Raw genomic sequence first — 20,377 nt, forward strand, 5'->3', positions numbered from 1 at the left:
CTTGAGAACAATCTACAAAAACGGGAATATCTATACCTTCAATTCACGTAAACCATATGTACAATCAGTTGTGATCGAAAATGGCCGGTTTATCGATATGGGGTCCTCAGCCGATATGGTGCTGCAATGGGGCAGCCACGCGCAAATCATCGACCTGGAGGGGAAGACGGCTACACCAGGCTTGATTGACAGTCACCTCCACTTATCGATCATGGCGGATAGTTTTATCAACTTGGATTTTGCCAGTGTCACTTCCAAGCATGAGATGCTGTCAAAAATTCAGGAAAAAGCAAATCAGTTGGAGCCTGGCCAGTGGATCGTGGGCAGCAGCTGGGATGAGAATCTTTTTACAGATGGAACGATCCCGAAGATTTCTGAACTGGATTATGTGGCGCCGGCCAATCCCTTGTTTTTAACAAGAACCTGCCTGCATGCGGCAATTGTAAACAGCAAAGCATTGGAGGTGAGCGATTATCATCCAATGATTTCGGTTCCGGAGGGCGGAACGATCGTACTGGATGAATACTCAAAGCAACCGACCGGACTGTTCCTCGAGTCAGCGATGAATCTTATCAGGCAGCACATCCCTGAGCGTTCCTACGAGGATTGGAAGACAGCGATGCGCCAAACAATGAATTTTGCGATTGAAAAAGGCTTAACGAGCGTGCATACGAATGATCCTCTTTATCTAGGCGGATTAGAGATGACATGGAATATTTTTAACGAGTTATTAAATGGGGAACAGCTGGGACTGCGCAGCAACCTATTAATCAACCATGAGTTTTTACCGGATTTAAAAGAAGCAGGAATGTATACAGGATACGGCAATGATACCCTGCAAATCGGCGCGGTGAAGATTTTTGCTGACGGGGCATTTGGAAGAAGGACTGCCCTGTTATCAGAAGAATATAGCGACGCACCAGGTCATTATGGCGATGCGATGTATGACCAGGAGCAGCTATACGAAATCGTCAAAGGCGCACGGGAGCTGGACATGCCAATCGCAGTCCATACAATTGGCGATCAGGCTCTGGAAAATGTGCTGGACGTGCTGGATCAATTTCCATCAGTGGCTTATCGTGACAGGCTGATCCATGCGCAGGTTTTACGAGAGGAACTGATTCCTCGTCTTAAAGCTCCGGGCAGGATTGCAGATATCCAGCCACGCTTTATCGCGAGTGACTTCCCGTGGGTTCAGGAGCGTTTGGGCAGTGAGCGAATCAAGCTTTCTTATGCCTGGAAAACACTAATGGATGCCGGTGTCATTTGTGCAGGCGGTTCCGATTCACCGGTGGAACCTGTTGACCCGATTCTTGGAATCCATGCTGCAGTTACACGCAAAAAGCCGGGTGAAATGCATGATGGCTATTTGGCGGAACAGAAGCTGACAATGGTAGATGCATTCCGCCTGTTCACCGAACTTGGGGCCTATCCAACGAATGAGGAAACCGTGAAGGGTACGATTGCACGTGGGAAATTAGCGGACATGACCGTTTTTTCCACTAATCCATTTGAAATGACCGACGCGGATGAGCTTTTAACGATGGATATTGAAATGACGATTATCGGCGGAGAGATTAAGTACCGGAAAAAGTAACAGCGAAGCGAAGACATAAAAGCTAACAGCTATGAGAAGACATAAAAGCTAACAGCTATGAGAAGACATAAAAGCTAACAGCTATGAGAAGGCATAAAAGTAACAGCTAAGAGAAGTCATAAAAGTAACAGCTAAGCGAAGGCAAAAAAAAACTATCAGCATAGGGGAGACAACATGGACAGCATTTTAGCAAGCCTGTCAGCATTTTTGTGGGGATTGCCGTTAATCCTCACAATGGTTTTTGTCGGGCTTTATTTTACGATTGGAAGCAGGTTCTTTCAGTTCCGGCACTTGCCGCATATTTTAAAGGCAACATTCAGCAGTGTTTTTAAGAAGGATAAAGAGGAAGATGGAAAGAAAGGGGTTATGTCATCGTTTGAAGCAGTGGCGACTGCTATTGGCGGATCCGTTGGTGTGGCCAATATCGGTGGTGTTGCCACGGCAATCGCGGTTGGCGGACCTGGTGCTATTTTCTGGATGTGGATGACCGCTTTGCTTGGGATGATTATCAAGACGGTTGAAGTTACGCTTTCCGTTTACTACCGAAGAACGGATGAGAATGGTGAGCCATATGGCGGACCGACTTATTATATGGAAAGAGGGCTGGGGGAAGAGCGGAATTTCAAATACTGGATTTTCCCTGCGGCGATATTTGGCTTTGGAATCTTTTCAACGTTCTTCATTACGATGCAGAACTATACCATTTCAGAGGCAATCAGTTCGACATTTCATATCGGAATGATCCCTGCATCGATTCTCTTTTCAATTTTGGTTTATTTTGTCGTTTGGGGCGGAATCAAACATATTGGGAAGCTTGCATCAAAACTTGTCCCAGCGATGGTATTGTTCTATGTTGTTGCAGGATTGTTCATCATCATTACGAATATCAGTCAACTCGGAAGTGTTTTCGCTTTGATTTTTAATGGTGCGTTTGGAGGAACAGCAGCAGTTGGAGGCTTTGCTGGCGCGGCAATGGCTCAGGCAATCCGGATGGGTATGGCCAGATCTGTATACAGCAATGAAGCAGGCTGGGGTACTTCCCCGATGATCCATTCTACTGCAAAGGTAGACCACCCGATAAAACAAGGAATTTGGGGCGCATTTGAAGTCTTCATTGATACCATCATCGTTTCATCTATTACAGCATTTACGATCATTATCACCGGTGCATGGTCGTCAGGATTGACGGGTGCAGATTTAACGCTCACCGCATTTGAAACGGGAATTGGCTCATTTGGAAGAATTGCGATTGCCGTATCGATTCTATTATTCGGTCTGACAACCGTTACCGGCTGGTACTCTTATTACGAAATCGTTTTGCGTCACCTTTTAAAAGGAAAAACGAAAGCGAAAGACAGGATCTTGAAAACCTTCATCTATTTATACCCGATCCCGGGAACCCTGATGGTCGTCTATGGAGTTGCATTTGGCTTGCCAGGCCAGACAGTATGGTATTTCGCTGATATATCATCGGCCGTACCAACCTTCATTAACGTAGTCGTCCTCTTAATCTTGGGAAAGCAATTCTTTGTACTTTTAAATGATTACAAAGCAAGATATCTGGGAATAGGAAAAATCGATCCGGACCTGGCTCTATTCTATGAGGATAAAGTAGAGAAGGAAAAAGCTAATAAGAAAGCAGTTTAAAGTACAGGAATCGTTCTGCTGATGCAAAAAAGAGAAGGTGGGGTCTTCTCTTTTTTTTGTGTCGAATTAATTTGCTCGCATTTCTAAGATTAATGCCGAAAGACCTAAATTTATATAAATCCAAACCGAAATACATAATAGGAGCAAAAACGGTAATTTACTATATTGCTGGACAGGGGAGCGGAAAATGAAATTCAAAATGAGATTCGCAAGAAGACCAAAAACTGGACCGAAGATGAAGTTCAGTGTCCGGAACAAACTATTGACTGGCTTTTTCTCGGTTTTGGGGTTAATGGCAGTTGTCGCAGTCATAACGAATTTTGAGTTTAGCAAAATGAATAGCCAGTATTCGTCGTCCATTAGTGACCGAATGGAAAAGCTGAATCTGATTGTCGAGATGAAGGATGCAGTCATGAGGGAGCAGCTGGCCCTTCAAAAGTATTTGGCTAATGGCGATGGGGAAAGTCTCATAGAATTTGAGGGTGCTGTTGAAGATTTTGCAAAAAGCTCAAAGGAATATTTAAAAGTAACACAATCCGCTGAGGGAAAGAAGGTAGGAGAAAACCTTGTTGCCGTTGAAGCGCAGTATTATGAGGTTGCTTCAGAGGCGTTTACTTTACAAAGAGACGAACAATCAGTCAAGGTTAGATTATTGATGCAGGAAAAAGGGAATCCGCTAATTTTCAGCCTGAATTCAGCGGCAGAAGATGCTTTTGATTATCAGGAAGATGCACTGCAAGAAACGAGTGAAATTTTGTCGGGAAATGTACAGAAAATAGCAGTACTCATCATTGCGATCAGTGCAGCGGCTTTTATCATTGGAATCGTGATTGCTTTGTACATAAGCAGGATGATTTCAAGGCCTGTCCAGCTTGTGTCGCAGGCGGCTAAGCAAGTGGCAAATGGAAACCTGGTTATTGATAAAATTAATGTGAAAAATAAAGACGAAATCGGTGAGTTAGCTGCAGATTTTAATGAAATGACTACCAACCTGAGAAATTTAATTTTCCAGGTAAGCAGCACGTCTGAACAGGTCGCAGCATCGGCGGAAGAAATGATGGCAAGTGCGGACCAGACAAATTCGGCAACGAACCAGGTTGCTACGGCAATTCAGGAAGTTGCAAGCGGTGCAGAACTCCAAAGCATAAATACGAATGAGAGTGCGAAAGCAGTAGGAGAGATGGCGGGTGGCATCCAGAGGGTTGCTGTAACCACTTCAACTGTAGCAGAATCTGCTGCCGATACAACGAAACAGGCAATGATCGGTAATGAATCTCTTGAGAAAGTAATTGAAAAAATGAAGACGATCAATCATACGACAAGCGAGACGAATGCAGTAATCAAGGACTTGGACCGTAAATCAGCTGAAATCGGAAAAATCGTTGAGGTCATCACAGGCATCGCAGACCAGACCAATTTGCTGGCGCTGAATGCAGCAATTGAAGCTGCAAGAGCGGGTGAGCACGGCAAAGGTTTTGCGGTGGTAGCAGATGAAGTCAGGAAATTAGCTGAGCTTTCAAGGCAATCTGCCAGCCAGATATCCGGCTTGATCGAGGTCATCCAAAAAGAAACACATCAAGTCGTGGAAATGATGAACAAAGGAACTGTCGAGATTTCCGAGGGTACATCATTAGTAGAAGAGACAGGCCAAACCTTTAATCAAATCTTAAAATCAATCGAGAATGTCAGCTCAGAAATCCAGGAGGTTTCAGCGATTTCAGAAGAAATGTCCGCAAGCGTCCAGCAGGTAAATGCTTCAATCGAAGAGGTAACAAAGATTGCCCGAGACTCCGTCGCGAGCACATCCGAAATCGCCTCAGCCACAGAAGAACAATTAGCTTCTATGGAAGAAGTAGCAGCATCATCAGCTTCCCTGGCTAATTTAGCAGAGAGCCTGAGGGAAATGGTTGCCAAATTTAAGATTTAGTAGAACAGAAGCAGGGGCGTTCCCTTGCTTCTTTTTTTATAGGATTGCTTTGGCCATCCGGATGTCTGGAAAACCAGCGTGAGCTAAAATCGTCGTCAGAGGTGTCCAATAGAGGCTATTGGAATCCTGCATGAGTAAAAATTGGTGCCATAGGTCACCAATAAGCCTCATATATTCTCATAAATTCACTTCACATCACCATATTTCCCAAATGAATAGCTGCCCAGCACTGGGTCCATCTAATGATAAACCTTCTTTAGCCCAAGCCAAACCCATGATAAACGCATATAAAATTAGTGTAAACATAAAAGAAAGAGGGAGGTACGTCGTATGTATGGTTATAGACATCCTTACCGGTCACAAGACCAGAGGTTTTTCGGCTTCGGTTTTGGGTTGCCATTTTTAGGCGGATTGGCTGGGGGATTATTAGGAAGTGCTTTATTTTATCCGCGCCCATATTATGGATACGGTGGCGGATTTCCGCCTTATGGATATCCTTGTTGCGGGCCTATCGGCAGATATCCATATTATTATTAAACAAGTTAAAGGGGAGGATGCCAGCTGGTATCCTCCCCGATTTATTGCTATACGATCTTCTTCTTTTTGATTTGATGTTTCTTCATAAAGTCCAGTGAAAGCTGATTAAAGTCGTCAGCATTTTCAATATTGCATACGTGGCCGCAATTACTTAGAATCACCAATTCGGAACTTTTATCGCTGCGCAGGTCTTCCGCTAATTCCTTCACAAACATATGGTCCTCTGCTCCTGATATATAGAGCTTTGGGATGTCCTCGCTATTTTTCTGGACTTTGCTGTAGGTGGCTTCTACATCACCAGCAAGGTGATACCAGGCAAGGAAATTATTCCTTTTCATCTTGTAGGCCTCTTGGATGAAAAACCGCCTTGAATCACGATGGTTGTCTTTCGGCATTAAAATCAAAGCCAAAATCCGATACAGCCACATGAATGGAATGAAATCTTTAATGAACCAAGCCAATTTAATTAGCGATTTAGCAAAAAGATTTAACCTTGTAATGGCGCCGCCAAGAACAGCAGACCTTACACGCTTCGGCTCTGTCTGCAACAAGTGGTGGACGATGATGGTTCCGAGCGAAATGCCAACAAAATGCGCCTTGCGAATTGACAGATGATCCAGGGTTTTTCCAATCTCCCTGGCAATCAAATCAAAAGAAAACCTTTCTTTATATGAATCTATGTCCGGTGAATCGCCATGCCCAGGCATGTGGATGGCCAATATATTATATTTTTTAAGAAACGGTTTTAGCTGCTTGTAAAAAATATTGGAGTTCCCGCCAATCCCGTGCAACAGAACAATGTACTCCGAGCCGCGGCCCTTATATAACTTGTAATCCAGCATCCAATTCTCCTCAGTCTTCAGGGTGTCTCATTAATGATACCCTTGTTGCTTTGTGCAGTAAACCCTTCAATAAAAGCAGCAGGCATCATCCGATGAGGGATGATGCCTGCTGACGTTCTATTATTTCTTTTTACCTTTGTTGTCCACCTTAATGACAACAGTAGTCAATGGATCAAGTGTTAATTTGTCTTTCGTTAGTTTGAAACCAGATGGCTTCGAAACTGGGGTTTTCCCTGCTTCGTCATTGTCAACAAGGACCTTAGCTTTGGAGAAGTCAAGATCTCCTAAAGTCAACGTACGAGCTTTCATATCGGCGTTTACGAATACGTAGTATGTTCCAGTTTTATCAGTGGAAACATTCTCGTAAGCGATGACTAAGTCTGAATCTTTGATTTCAGGTAAATCTAGCAACTTTATATTCTGATCAACTAGTTCTTTCTCGCCTAGACGGAAAGCGTTTGTTGATTTTCTCAGCTCAATCAAACCTTGTGTATAGGCTTGAGTGGTTGTGTTGACTGAGTATTCGTTTTTGTTTGTTGCTTTTTGCCAGTCGAACATGTTGATCGCATCAGAAGAATCATATGAATCGTGAATGAAGTAACCGAATGGTTTTCCTTGATCATCAGTTAATTCGTGATACTTCTGTTCAGGAACGCCTTCGCCTTTCCATTGCTTCGTTCTGCCATACTCCTGGCCTGCATGAAGGAATGCTGTACCTTGAGATGTCAGGATCAAGGAGTTTCCGATACGAATACGTTTGTGGATCTCTAACTCGTTTTCAGGAATCGATGGATCCTTTTTAATCGATTGGGCAATAACATCGTGCAGCGGCAGGTTATCGTGTGCTGCGATGTACTGGACCATATCGCCTGGATCGTCGTCAGCTGTGTTGCCAGGCTGAGCTTTGATGTTGTTGAAGATTGTGTTGATGTCTCTTGCTCCGCCTGTTATGAAACGAGGTTCACCTTCAGAACCGAAGCCTGATTTCAATTCGTTACGAATTTCATCTGAGAATACGCCAACATTATCAGTTTTGTCCATCCAATCCTGATCTGCGCCCATGCCGGCAAGTTCTGGCTCAGCGATGTGTCCGGCAAATGTTCTCCAGCCTTCACCGATGAATAAAGCATCAGGATTTACAGAAGCCGCAGCGTCATATGCGTTCTGGATAGAAGGGTATGTTGCGTCACCCATCATATCAAATCTCATACCGTCAATCTTGTATTCTTCGAACCAGTATTTCACTGAATCTACCATTAGCTTTTCAGCCATTGTGTGGCTTGTAGCAAGGTTGTTTCCGAAGCCGCCAAGGAAGTTTCCTTGCGCGTCCTGGAACGCATAGTAGTTTGGAACGATATCATTCAGCTGGCTGGCTTGTGCCATATGAGTGTAAACAACGTCAAGGACTACACCCATTCCCGCATCATGGATCGCATCAATCATTTTCTTCAGTTCTTTTACGCGTAATTCAGGATCAGTTGCATCCTCTGAATATGCGCCGTCTGGCGAGAAGTAGCTGTGTGGGTCATAGCCCCAGTTGTATTCATTGCCGCCAGCAGAGTAATCAAGCTCTCTTTGGCCCATTTTCGTTTCATCGCCATAATACCACGCCATTACAGGAAGCAATTGAACGTGTGTAACACCAAGCTTTTTAATATAATCCAGCTTGTCAATAAAGGCATTGTAAGAACCCCATCTAGCGTTCAGGTCACCTTCAATAGAAGGGTCAGATGTGAAGTCACGTACATGAACCTCATAAATGACTGCATCTTCACGCTTTTCATAGCCTTTGATTTTTGCATGATCGAAATCCTCAGGATCTGTCCCGCTCATGTCAATGATCGCAGCTTTACCAACCTTGTCACCATCCGGACCAGCTTCGCCCTTCGTGTTCACCGTGAAGGCTGCCATTGATTTTGCGTAAGGATCAAGAACCTTCTTGGTCACTCCATCATTTGTCACTTCATACTGGTAAAAATAACCCTCAAGATCAGTTACCTTCAGGTCGCCAGGAGCAACGTCAGCAGACCAGACTCCTTTTTCACCCTTTGTTAACTCAATGCTGCCAATTTGCTCTGCTGCATTGTCCTTGTTGAAGAAGTTTGCAACTACCTTGCTTGCTTTAGGAGCCCAAAGCTTCAATGTTGCTGCGCCATCTTTATAAGTAGCACCCAGGTCGTCGCCTTCATAAGCAAACATTTTATCGAGCATTCTCCAGCTTGTAGCTGCAGAAACCGTTCTGTCTGCAAATGTTACGGATAATGGAAGCTTGTTTAAATCAAATGAAGCTTTTACTTCTGCAGCAGTTGGGCTTGTGATTTCAGCATTTGTAACTGAAACTTCATTACCATCTGCATCTTTGATTTTCAACTTTGATTTTAAATCTTCAGCTGTTAAGCCATCTGTCATTGTAAAAGTTAATAGTATTGTATCTTCTGAGACTACTTCTGCAGACATAAGGCCCGTAGCCTGCTCCAAGTAAGGAGAGATATAGACATTATCATCGCCTTGTCTAACCCAGACGTGATTATATCTGTCGAGAAGGTTGAAGGACTTGTCACCGCCATCCTTATCTCCATTTGTCTTGTTAAGAGTAATCATTCCAATAGTCTTTGCATTTTCTTTTAGCTTAATGTCAACATACGCACCATAACGGTCAGTGCCTGAGAAGGAGGCTGCTCCTGTTGGCCATCCATCAGAAGGTGCAGCGACATCGCCCCAGTTCCAAAGACCCCAGTTTTCATAGTCAGCATTGTCGCGTACATAGTGGACGCGGACAGTGTTTTCAGGAAGGTTGACTGGTTCATAAGTATAAACCTTGTCATCGCCTTGTTTGATGAAAATTTCATTGATATCAGGTGAAGTGATTGTAAACCCTTTGTCTCCGCCGTCTTTACCAGTATCACCTTTTGTTACGTCCATGACGAGGAAGCCGATGTTCTTTGCGCCATCTGCAAGCTCGACGTCAATGTATGCACCATAGCTGTCCGTTTTTTCGAACATTGTAGCGCCAGTCGGCCAGTTGGCAGAAGGGGAGGCTACGTTATTCCACAGCCATGCGCCATAGTTTTGATAGTTATTATCGTCACGTTTGTAGTGGATACGGACATGGTTCGCAGGGATTGGTTCGACAGTTCCATCTCCACCGCCATCTCCATCACCATTGCCGTCTTCCGCAGGAATGATTGCACCATTCTCAACTGTAAGTAAAACTGTTCCGCCATCTGCTTTTGCAGGAATTGTTAGTGTTACTTTTCCATCTGCCGCAGTAAATGTCTTGCCTGAATAGTGGTCAGTCACTACTGCATTTTCTCCATTAACAGTCAATGTCACTTCTTTTGCAGCTTCAGCAACGTTCAAGCCAACATATGCAGCTTCATTTTCATGCTTTCTTGCAAAAACCATGAACTTATCAGCGTCTGTGCCACTGATTGTTGTGCGCTCACCTTTAGCGAACAATTCAGAACGATCGCTTCTGAAGTTCAGAATCTTTTTGTAGTGCTCCAGGACATCGTTACCTTCAACATGATCCCATGCAAGGTCATAACGATTGTCATATTGCGGATAGTTGTTCGCTCCGCTTTGACCAAGCTCTTCACCATAATAAATGACTGGCTGTCCCTTGGCTGTTGCTTGCAGGGAAGCAGCAACCTTCAGTTTGCCTTTGTCGTTTCCAACAGCGTGCAGGAATCCATCTTCGTCATGGCTTCCCAAGAACTGGCCAAGAGTAGCTGTGTTATCAATTTTATCGTTGCGGGCAATCAGGGCATCGTTTGCTGCCTTTAGGTTGCCTTTTACAAAATCGTGCGCTATTCCTTTGAATCCGAAGTCAAGCAGGGAGTCCATCATACCTGTTTCAAGGTATCCTTGCTGGTTGTCAGCACTTGCTCCCCAAGCCTCACCGATCATTTTGTGTTCAGGCATTTTTTTAGTTATGGCATTCTTGAACGCCATCCATGTTGTGTCTTCCACGTGCTTAACTGTGTCAACGCGGAAGTAATCAATTGTGTTGCCATTATCTGTTGTTGCTTCCTCAATCCATTTTGTCTGCCAATCAATGATTGTCTGGCGGACTGCTGGATCTTCTGTTTTAAAGTCAGGAAGATCTGCCAGCTCCCCAACAACTTCATCATCGCCTACGTTGGAACCCTGGCGGAGCAGGCTGCTATAGGTGCTGCGCTCTTCATCTGTTGGGTATCCAACTGGCTGGTTTTCAGCAGAACCGTCAATGTCTTTCAACCCATAACCTGTGTGGTTCAAAACTACATCTACCATGATTTTGATGCCGCGACCATGTGCAGCGTCAATCAATTGATGGAAATCTTCCATTGTCCCGAAGTGAGGGTTTAATTTCCCGAAATTGCTAGCCCAGTAGCCATGATATGCATAATAGGAATGCTCATCATTGGAGCGTACATCGTACTTGATGTTCTCTACAATCGGACTGATCCAGATCGTGTTTACACCTAGTTCATCCAGGTAATCCAATTTTTCAGTGATTCCTTTAAAATCGCCGCCCTGGTAAGTACCACGGTCATTCTTTGCATCGTAGTTCTGATTGTAAGGGTCATTATTTGCTGAATCCCCATCAAAGAAACGGTCTGTCAGCATGAAGTAGATGATCGACTCGTCCCAGTCAAAATCATTTTCACCGACGGATTGTCTCGTTTTTACTGTTACACTTGCTGTTCCGTTATGCGGGTTGCCGAATGAATCGGTGACCGTTAACGGAATCGTTTTAGTGCCTGCTGTTACGTTGTCATCGACTGCAATTGTCACTTCTTTTAAAGATGGGTCGACTTCAAGAGCCTTTGATCCGCCAAGCTCGGAAACATCAGCTGTGATCTTGCTGATTTCAACTCCATCAGTCAGTCCCTGTACATCAACAGACAACACAGCGTTCTGGTTGTAATCAATCTCTGCGGGATTAACTGAACCTGAAACCGTTAACTCAGCATTTGCATAAGTAATTTTGGATACGCCGTCAACCGTGTTATACGGGTCTGTTACTTCAACTGTCTGTCCATTTTTTGTAACAAGGAATGTATATTCATGTGTACCATTTGGAATGTTTTCGTAAGGTGCTACGAATCTCTCATTCTCTGGCTCATATGTCATTTCAATTGATTCATTATTAAACTTCAATTCTACTTTTTCGATCGTGCCCATTGCATCATTTGCAAAAAGCTCTTTATCACGATAAAAGAATGTCGCATTTCCATTCTCAATAACAGGAGCTGATCCATCTGGAACGATACGGATTTGTTCCACCCCACTTGTGATGAATGCTTTAGTAATGGAGTCGTTTTTGTTCACCGGGATAAGACGATCTCCGAATTCCTTCTGGGCAGTAGCCCAATCCTCTGTACTGCGAAGGACAAAGCCAATTTCCTTGGTGTCTTGGGCTACGGCAATATCAGCTACCGCTTTGCTGCCCTCATATTTTTGAAAATTGATTTGGTCATTCTTCACGCCGGTGTTCCATACCCAGATATTCCATTGGCCAAAATTTTGATCTTCACGAATGTACGTAAAGCGTACTTTGCGATCAGCCGATTCTGAGGTTGCTGTTGTTCCTTCCGCTTCTGCCTTTTGAGCTGGTATAAAAGGAAGCCATAAGCTCAAAAGCATAATAGCGGTCATGAAAATTGAGAAATTGCGTTTCGTGTTCCTTCGCATTCGAATATTTTCCCCCTTTAATGGATTTGTCTAACTAGAGTAGCAGTAGAAGCAATCCTCCTTTCTTAAACTTTGGAATTCTAAGTGAAACCGTTTGCACAACAGAGTAAAAAAATTTAAACTCTTAAATAATGCAAGCGCTTGCAATAAACTTTCCTCTTAATTTTACAATAGATTAATCCATCCAGCAATGAACATCAGGCATTCTATTTATAGACAAATAGTGCCAAAAACCTACACAGAACAAAGGGTACATAGTTAAAAAGAATCAAAAGTATTTCAAATCTCTCAAATACTCAATAATTTCATTATCAAGGATATTGTTAATAGAAGAATTTTGTCGGAATAAAAATAATATAGTAACCAAAAATGAGCATATAGACCTATAAATATTCTTTGCACCCAATTACTAAGGAATTGGCATCTCAACGTAAAATTCTTGTATTCTTAAAGTACACATGTAATTCGAAAAGAGGTATTCGCAGATGAACGATTTAAATCGTCAATTTCGCAATAGAATTGGATTCCCTGAGGAAACTCCAATCTCCTTGGGAAACCTGGACATCATTCTTGAATTAACCGCCGCAGCCATTCCTTTTGAAAACCTCTGCACGCTTTCTGGTGATCTGAGCGATTTGAATGAAAAGAATTTGACGGAGAAAATTATTGAAAGGAAGGAAGGCGGGCTTTGCTATGATTTGAATGGTCTGCTTTATTTATTCTTGCGGGAAAATGGGCTTGATGTTCAGCTGGTGCGGGGAGCCGTATATGTTCCGGATATTAACGGGTTCAGTCCGACAGGGAAAACGCATGCTGCCATCTTGTTGAAAGATGCGGCGGAGAGGTACTTGGTGGATACCGGCTTCGGCGGTAATCTTCCTTTAAAACCAGTTCCCTTGAATGGAATGGAAATCAGTTCTTCGAATGGTGAGTTCCGCGTAAAGAAAGAGAAAAACGAATTTGGCGATTACTTTTTAGAAATGAAGCTAAAGAATAAAGACACTGAATGGAGATTAGGATACGCGTTCGATTCAACACAACTAGTTAAGGATATTAGCGAGCTGAATGAAATGAAGAAAATCATCACAGAACATCCACAGTCCCCTTTCAATAAAAAACTTTTGCTGACAAGAGTGACTGCTGAGGGAAGCATGGTATTAACGGAAACTAGTTATACTCATTGGAAGGATGGTAAGATGGCGAAAGAGGAAATTGACTCGGAGCGTTTCAGGGAGCTGGCAAGGAAATACTATAAAGTTGATGTGAAATGAAACCTTCCTATCGTGCTAACCGTTAATATAAGTATTAAAAAATGACAGGTGGATGAATGAGGATGGATTCAAGAGACTACTTATTAAATGAATTGAAGGCAATTGAAAAATGGGAAAAGGATCAGAAGGGGCTTTGGTTTTGGGAGAAGTTGACCCGCCTGCCTTTCAAGATGCTGGACCGATTCACGCCAAAATTTATCCAGGAGAAAGTAGGCACGCTGCTTGATGAGCTGGGAAGCTACATCCAAACCGGCGGCCAATATTTATCCAACGAGAAATCCGTGTTCAATTATATCGAGAAGAAGACTGGCAGAGCAGTCAGCCAGCTATCGGACCTTGAGGACATATCGGTAGAAGATATGAAGAAGGCATCATTAGCACTTGGAGAGCAGCGCAAAAAAGCAGCAACAATCCAAGGAGCCAGCACCGGGATTGGCGGAATTTTTACTCTGGCGATTGATATTCCAGCAGTGCTTGCGCTTTCCCTAAAAACACTCCAAGATATCGCGATCATTCATGGATATGATCTAAAGGAAAAGAAAGAACGAGTTTTCATCATAAAATGCCTGCAATACTCATCGGCCGATGTAGTCGGTAAACAGGCCATCTTAAATGAACTGACCGATTTCAATAACGAGAATAAATCTCGCGAAGTGATTTCTCAGCTTCAAGGCTGGCGCGAGGTAACTCTAGCCTACACCGAATCCTTCGGCTGGAAGAAGCTGCTCCAGATGGTACCGGTAGCCGGGATTGTTTTCGGGGCGTTCGCCAACCGGTCCATGGTGAGTGACCTTGCTGAAACAGCTACAATGCTTTATCAGAAGAGGCGGATTCTGGAGAGGCTTGAGAAGGAAGGAAGCAATATTGTTGTTGATTAAAAGTGATTTTAAAAGGAATATAGGAGAGAGGGTGTCCCAAAAGGTAAAAACTTTTGGGCACCCTCTTGTTTTTTAGCGGCTTGTAAAAATGGTCCGTTGATTTCCGTTCCAGGCGCTTCGCTTTCCGCGAGGCTGGCGCTGAGCCTCCTCGCCGCCGTTGGCGTCTGTGGGGTCTCACCTGTCCAGCTGAGCCCGCAGGACATTGATTGACTTCTTCGAACTTGCCCACGCACGATGAAAATGCGTTAGCATTTTCGGAGGAGTCTTCGCGCCTTCCACTCCAATCAACTCAGGTTTCTAAACTCAGGTTGGGTTTATTCAACCTTTTGAGTCACCTTCTCTATTTATAAGCATACGTTTCTTACCATATTGGAGCAGCTGATAAGCAATATACGATAATGTGAAGACAAGGAAGACATCAAGCAAATTCAAAAACAGGTGATGCGATCCTTGCTCTAGTCTCAATTTCTTGAACAAGATGTCGATCATATCAATGAAAAATACATGGATCGCATAGATTCCAAGTGAATTGGCGCCTATTTTCGTGAGTAATGATCCTTTTCCTAACTTGGGGCTGCTTAAGGCGAATAAGAACAGAAAGACAGTCAGGAATATAGTCGAGAAAAAGTATTCTCCATGCTTCGCATCTAAGCCCTTTTCCAGCCAATATCCTTCAAATATCTGAGTGATTAAGAAAAAACAAAACAAATAAAAGTAATTTAATTTCGGAAACCTTTGAATCGAAGCAAACCAAAATCCCATAGTTGTATAGAACAAGCTAACATATAGTGCAGCTCTGGTAGTGCTTACCGGGAGTTCATCGAAAACAGAATAAGATTGTCCGAAAAGGCCTAACAGATTCAGGCATAGGCTGATGATTAAAAGGAGTTTCACTTTTTTCAACCTGAAGAAAAAGTATAAAATAGCAATGCTCCATGCCAGGGAGATCACAAACCATAATTGGTAGCCGCTCGTTCCCTGGCCGTAATAGAGCAGGTTAAGAGCAGTCATTCCATCGAAATACTTAGGTAGCTCATCCTGATTTGTGAAAAATAGCCTTACGATATCATAGGTAAAATAAAAAATAAGCCAGCTAAAATAAATCTTCAGGATCTTGGTAACATATTTCTTGAAGTAGGAGTAGGACTCAGTGTGATTGTTCACCTTAAGACTGAACAGGTAGCCGGAAGCAGCAAAGAAAAAAGGGACAGCAAATCTTGATGCATTATCGAGAATGAAATATCCAAGCTTGTCATTGCCAGGGAATGTGTGGATGATTACGACTGCCAGTATCGCAAAGAATTTTACAAAGTCGATTGCATAATTTCGCTCCATATATCTGCCTCGAATGCTTCATAATAAGTGGTTATAGTATTTCCTAAGTCAATTCGCTTTATGTCCTAAGTGAATATGAGGGTGACTGTCTTGGGATAATAGAGGTGCATTAAAAATTAGGAGGCCGCCCCGATGAAACCAGGTAAAAGTCAGCAAGACAAATCAAAAAATCAGATTTATGAACAGACGAATGAAGCTATACAAAAGACCGAACAGTCTGCTCAAGAAGATGGCTTTCGCTATGATTATGATGATTCGTCTGATGTAAAATAAAGGTGTTTTAGCATTGTTTTACGAACCGAGTTTCCATCCTGCATTTTTCTTGTCTTCGAGGTTTCTGACAGGGGATGTTCTAAAACTCGTAAACATCCAAATGCTGTAGAACCAACAAATTTATTGAAAAAAGCCTAAATAAAAATGAGGAAAAACTATCGCGGTTTTTCCTCATTTTTTCTATACAGTTTTTCGTAAAATCAACGCCTCTTTCTTCGTTCTTCCTCGAAACAGAAACAACCCTCCGTAAAGCATAAATGTTCCCGCCATCAAGATGATCCCGATATAGACGCTCATCATGCTCGGAACTAAGAATGCGCCGATGATGATCGTTGAACGGGCGATTAAATCGGCGCCGCTAAAGCTGATTCCCGAGAAAGCAGAGTAAGACCCACGCTTGTCTTCTGGCATCATATTCGCTTTTTCAGCATTGGCGATTGGAGAGTAGATCAACTCTCCAATCGTGGCGACCAGAGTGAAGAAAAGCAATGTGTACCAGGCATTAGCTGACGTGATGACAGTATAGCCGATGCTGTAAACAATTAATCCGGCTAAAAGCATTTTCTTTTTATCAAACTTGTCGCTAACCTTTGTGACGATAAAAGTAAACAAAACAACAAGGAGCATATTTTCAATGTTTAAGAGACTCAGCATCCTTACTCCTGATAATTCAAACTCCCCGAAAAACAGAGGACGGAATTCTTCGGCTAAACGGACGCCGATGTAACTGTTGAGAGAAAACTCAGCCGCGTATATGCACATACCGCCTGCTACTGCCATAACGAAGGGCCTGTCTTGAAGGGCGACTTTGTAGTTAGCCAACAGGTCGATGAAAATGTTTTTATGTTTTTGCTTCAGACGGATTACGGACGTGTCCTGCAGCCAGATTGAATAGGCAATCGGCAATAAAGAAGATACGATTGTAAGAACCATGAATAAAGAAAGTTGATGATAAGCATAAAACAAACCGCCTAAGGCTGCTCCAATCGCCATTGACAGGTTATTGAGCCAGTAATCAAAAGCATAAATGGCTTTGCGGTTATCAGCAGTTGTCGAGTCAACAATGATCGCATGCATCGCCGGCCGCCCGAGACTGCTTGAAGCCATGAAAACCATGTAACTGTATGCGAACAAGAGAATTAGCTTCTGTTCAGGAATTAAGCTTACAGTCATCAGCCCAAACGTAATGGCACTGACGGTGGATGTCAGCAACAAGACTGTTATTCGCCGGCAGCGGTCAGAAAGATAACCTCCGATCAAATTGCTAAGAAATCCAACGAACACATTTATCCCAAGGAATATACCAGCCCATACAGCTCCTTTATGCTGAGCAAAAAAGAGGGCCATGAAGGGCATGACGGCACTGGATATCGTTTTGTTAAAAAAGTTTGTTATTAGGCGTACTTTCAAATTTTGTGGAAAGTCTTTCCAATTCATATTGCCAGCTCCTTTCGATATTTGTATATTAAAGGAGACGAAGCGAATTAAAAATGCCCTTTTAATATAAAAATGTCCACTTTTAAGGAGACTGCCAATGGATCGATATTTACTGTCTTTATGGAATCAGGTGGAAGCAGGAAAAATAAAAGTAGAAAAGATCGCTGACCAGCTAATGCTCAGTACGAAGCAGACTCGCCGCAAGCTGCAGCAGTGGCAGGATGAAGGATGGCTTACTTTCCAGTCTGGCCGGGGAAGAGGGAATACCTCATCCCTGGAGTGGCATCGGGAGGTTGAACGGGAATATGAACAGGCCTTTTTTATACTGCTTGAAAAGGAGCCAGTTGAATTCGTAAGTAAATTGCTGCTGCTGGACTGGTCTATTGAAACAAAACAGCGGCTGATGACCGCATTCCAGGCAAAACTGGGGTTTCAGCAGGAAGGGGATGACAGGCTGATCATTCCGAGGTTTTATCCCTTTTTAACTTTTCACCCTTTAAAGGCGGCCGATGCCCATAGCGCTAATATTGTTGCTAATCTTTATAACCGGGTTGTTTCGTTAAATCCCGATCATACTGTCAACGCCGAATTGGCCCATACATGGGAATACACGAATACTTCACTGCTGTTGTATTTACGGAAAGACGTTGCCTTTCATGATGGCTCAATCCTGAGAGCGGAGGATGTAGCTGCATCACTGAAACGAATGAAGGAGGATGAGCATTTCCGGAATCTGTGGGAACCAATCAGCCATATTTCTACTCCGGCACCACTTGTGGTGAAGCTGGATTTTCCCTCTGGCTGCACGTATGTCCTTCAGCTTTTGGGCAATCTGTCCGCAAGCATATATAAAGAAACCAATGGGAGACTGCTGGGTACGGGGGGCTTTTATCTGGCAGAAGAAACCGAGGACAAAACGGTTCTTACTGCCTTCAAACAGCATTTCGGCAACCGGCCGCTCCTGGACCAGATTGAGTTTATTCAAGTTCCTAAAGAGTTTCAAGTCGTCTATTATGGCGGCCATGAATCAAAAGAGGTAGATACCTTTAAAGTCGAAAGTGATTCAGGTTTCGGTATTGTTGTCATGAACCCTTTCCGGAAGTCGGATATGGCACGCAAAGAAGTCAGGGACTACATTCATATGCTGATTTCCAAGCATCGGCATGAGCTGTCCATAATCAATAACAGGATTACTGGCAACAATGAAGGCTGTTTAATCGGCCACTCTCAGACCTATACGATGCCGGAAATTCCGAAACCGACACTTAATGGACCAATAAAATTCAGGTGGGTCAACTACACAAAAGATACCGCTCAGTGGATAAAAAGTACGCTGGAACAGGGCGGGATTGAAATCGAGATGGAGGAAATCTCCTTTCAGGAATCCATTTATAATCCAGATGTCTATTTAGATGCTGACATGTTCGTACATGGGGAGATTTTTGAGCTCAACCAAACCTTTTCTTATTTTTTCTTTTTGAAAAACAGCTTCTCACCGTTGCATTTCATGGTCGAAAGAGATGGATACTTGCAGCGCAAAATCGAGGCGTATAACTCCATTCCCTTCGAAAACTGGAACGACCACCACTTGGAAATCGAACAATATTTGTTGAAGGAGTCCTTATGCGTGCCGCTCTATTATGTAAAACGGCAAATCCCTTTTTCTATCAATCTGTTGAATGTGGAGATCAAGCATTTTGGGTATGTGGACTTAACCAAGCTTTGGACGAAGCCGGGGGTTTAGGAAGCAAGAGAACCGTCCCCTTGCTTCTTTGTTGAAGGAGATAGGCTGGGGATTGGCGAATATCATTACAAAATTAATCGGCAAAGGAGATCTTATGTCTAAAAAAGATTTTTTCATAGCTTCCTTGCTCGGCGGGGCAATTGGCGATGCTCTTGGGTATACGGTGGAGTTCATGAATTCGGATGAAATCAAGTTGAGGTTTGGGGAAGAGGGAATAATTGATCTAGTTCCTGATAGAGTAACTGGGAAGGCGCTTATTTCTGATGACACACAAATGACGCTGTTTACAGCGGATGGATTGTTGTGGGCATATGACCGAATGAGCAGCAGAGGGATTGGTACTTATGCGGGAAGCGGAGTCTATCAATCTTATCTTCGCTGGCTTTATACCCAGACGAGGACCTTGCCTGATGAACACTATGAATGGCTTCTCGATCCGCAGCCGCATGAGGTAAGCGACAGTATTTTAACTTATAGGGAATTGTTTTCACTGAGAGCTCCGGGCAATACTTGTTTATCGGCACTTGAGAGCAACAGAATGGGGACAATCGAAAAGCCGATCAATAACAGCAAGGGATGCGGCGGAGTCATGCGTGTTGCTCCGGCAGGGTTATTTTTACATAAAGATCCTGAAGAAGCATTCCGAGTGGCTGCTGAAGTGGCGGCGATTACACATGGCCACCCATCAGGATATCTTGCTGCAGGTGCAATGGCAGCAATTATTGCAGAACTGATCAACGGTAAAAGTATGGACATAAGCGCTGCTAAGGCATTAGCCATTTTAAAAAGCTATCCTCAGCATGAAGAAACACTGCAGGCACTCATTGAGGCGATTGAGCTTGCCAAAAGTGATGAGAACCCAGAAGACGCGATTGCGAAACTTGGCGAAGGCTGGGTTGCTGAAGAAGCTCTGGCAATCGCACTTTATTGTGCATTGAAAGAAACAGATTTCAAGAAGGCCTTAATCATGTCAGTCAATCATGACGGAGACAGTGATTCGACAGGCTCTATATGCGGCAATATCCTTGGTGCTTGTTTTGGCCTAAAAGCGCTGCCGGAAAAATGGGCGGAGAAGGTCGAGCTCAAGGATTTAATCATTGACATGAGTGGCAGAATGTATGATTTATCCGAAAAGGCATTTAAATAACAAGTAATTGAAAAGCAGCGAGGAAATCACTCTTTTGGAGTGGTTTCTTTTTTGTAAAATGAA

At 43.4% G+C, this 20,377-nt stretch carries 13 protein-coding genes; 9 read left to right on the top strand and 4 right to left on the bottom strand.

Going from position 1 to position 20,377, the window contains the following annotated elements; genetic code table 11:
* Position 1: 1 nt before the first annotated feature.
* From M3204_RS11765 to M3204_RS11780, 4 genes are all read left to right on the top strand, one after another.
* Positions 2 to 1,597, top strand: coding sequence for an amidohydrolase (locus tag M3204_RS11765; protein ID WP_251481831.1), 1,596 nt, complete (start codon positions 2 to 4; stop codon positions 1,595 to 1,597).
* Positions 1,598 to 1,771: 174 nt separating this feature from the next.
* Positions 1,772 to 3,244, top strand: a complete 1,473-nt coding sequence (locus M3204_RS11770) for an alanine/glycine:cation symporter family protein (RefSeq protein ID WP_251481833.1) — start codon at positions 1,772 to 1,774, stop codon at positions 3,242 to 3,244.
* Positions 3,245 to 3,431: 187 nt separating this feature from the next.
* Positions 3,432 to 5,171, top strand: coding sequence for a methyl-accepting chemotaxis protein (locus tag M3204_RS11775; protein ID WP_251481837.1), 1,740 nt, complete (start codon positions 3,432 to 3,434; stop codon positions 5,169 to 5,171).
* Positions 5,172 to 5,501: 330 nt separating this feature from the next.
* The gene (locus tag M3204_RS11780) at positions 5,502 to 5,708 is read left to right on the top strand and encodes a hypothetical protein (RefSeq protein ID WP_251481838.1); all 207 of its coding nucleotides are present in this window, start codon (positions 5,502 to 5,504) and stop codon (positions 5,706 to 5,708) included.
* A 47-nt stretch (positions 5,709 to 5,755) separates the two neighbouring features.
* On the opposite strand, the gene M3204_RS11785 is transcribed toward M3204_RS11780, so the two are convergent.
* Complete coding sequence (locus tag M3204_RS11785; RefSeq protein WP_251481841.1) at positions 5,756 to 6,550, bottom strand: alpha/beta fold hydrolase; 795 nt, start codon at positions 6,548 to 6,550, stop codon at positions 5,756 to 5,758.
* A gap of 120 nt (positions 6,551 to 6,670) precedes the next feature.
* Positions 6,671 to 12,229, bottom strand: a complete 5,559-nt coding sequence (locus M3204_RS11790; protein ID WP_251481842.1) for a pullulanase — start codon at positions 12,227 to 12,229, stop codon at positions 6,671 to 6,673.
* Between the two features lie 485 nt (positions 12,230 to 12,714).
* Between M3204_RS11790 and M3204_RS11795 the strand changes: the two genes are divergently transcribed.
* Positions 12,715 to 13,500 (top strand): arylamine N-acetyltransferase family protein, encoded by a 786-nt coding sequence (locus tag M3204_RS11795; protein ID WP_251481845.1) that lies wholly within the window; start codon positions 12,715 to 12,717, stop codon positions 13,498 to 13,500.
* Positions 13,501 to 13,562: 62 nt separating this feature from the next.
* The gene (locus M3204_RS11800) at positions 13,563 to 14,378 is read left to right on the top strand and encodes an EcsC family protein (protein ID WP_251481848.1); all 816 of its coding nucleotides are present in this window, start codon (positions 13,563 to 13,565) and stop codon (positions 14,376 to 14,378) included.
* 318 nt (positions 14,379 to 14,696) lie between these two features.
* On the opposite strand, the gene M3204_RS11805 is transcribed toward M3204_RS11800, so the two are convergent.
* Complete coding sequence (locus tag M3204_RS11805) at positions 14,697 to 15,713, bottom strand: acyltransferase (protein WP_251481850.1); 1,017 nt, start codon at positions 15,711 to 15,713, stop codon at positions 14,697 to 14,699.
* Between the two features lie 132 nt (positions 15,714 to 15,845).
* Here M3204_RS11805 and M3204_RS11810 point away from each other — a divergent pair, with 132 nt between their 5' ends.
* Complete coding sequence (locus M3204_RS11810; protein WP_251481852.1) at positions 15,846 to 15,986, top strand: hypothetical protein; 141 nt, start codon at positions 15,846 to 15,848, stop codon at positions 15,984 to 15,986.
* 180 nt (positions 15,987 to 16,166) lie between these two features.
* Here M3204_RS11810 and M3204_RS11815 read toward each other — a convergent pair whose 3' ends face one another.
* Positions 16,167 to 17,423: an MDR family MFS transporter gene (locus M3204_RS11815; RefSeq protein WP_251481855.1), complete on the bottom strand. Its 1,257-nt coding sequence runs from the start codon at positions 17,421 to 17,423 to the stop codon at positions 16,167 to 16,169.
* 97 nt (positions 17,424 to 17,520) lie between these two features.
* Here M3204_RS11815 and M3204_RS11820 point away from each other — a divergent pair, with 97 nt between their 5' ends.
* Positions 17,521 to 19,167 carry an ABC transporter substrate-binding protein gene (locus M3204_RS11820; RefSeq protein WP_251481859.1) on the top strand — a complete coding sequence of 549 codons (1,647 nt, stop codon included), beginning with the start codon at positions 17,521 to 17,523 and terminating at the stop codon, positions 19,165 to 19,167.
* Between the two features lie 94 nt (positions 19,168 to 19,261).
* Positions 19,262 to 20,314, top strand: a complete 1,053-nt coding sequence (locus tag M3204_RS11825; RefSeq protein ID WP_251481862.1) for an ADP-ribosylglycohydrolase family protein — start codon at positions 19,262 to 19,264, stop codon at positions 20,312 to 20,314.
* The last annotated feature ends 63 nt before the right edge of the window (positions 20,315 to 20,377 follow it).

It is taken from the genome of Mesobacillus subterraneus, from assembly GCF_023715485.1.
GTDB classification, from domain to species: Bacteria; Bacillota; Bacilli; order Bacillales; family Cytobacillaceae; genus Mesobacillus; species Mesobacillus subterraneus_B.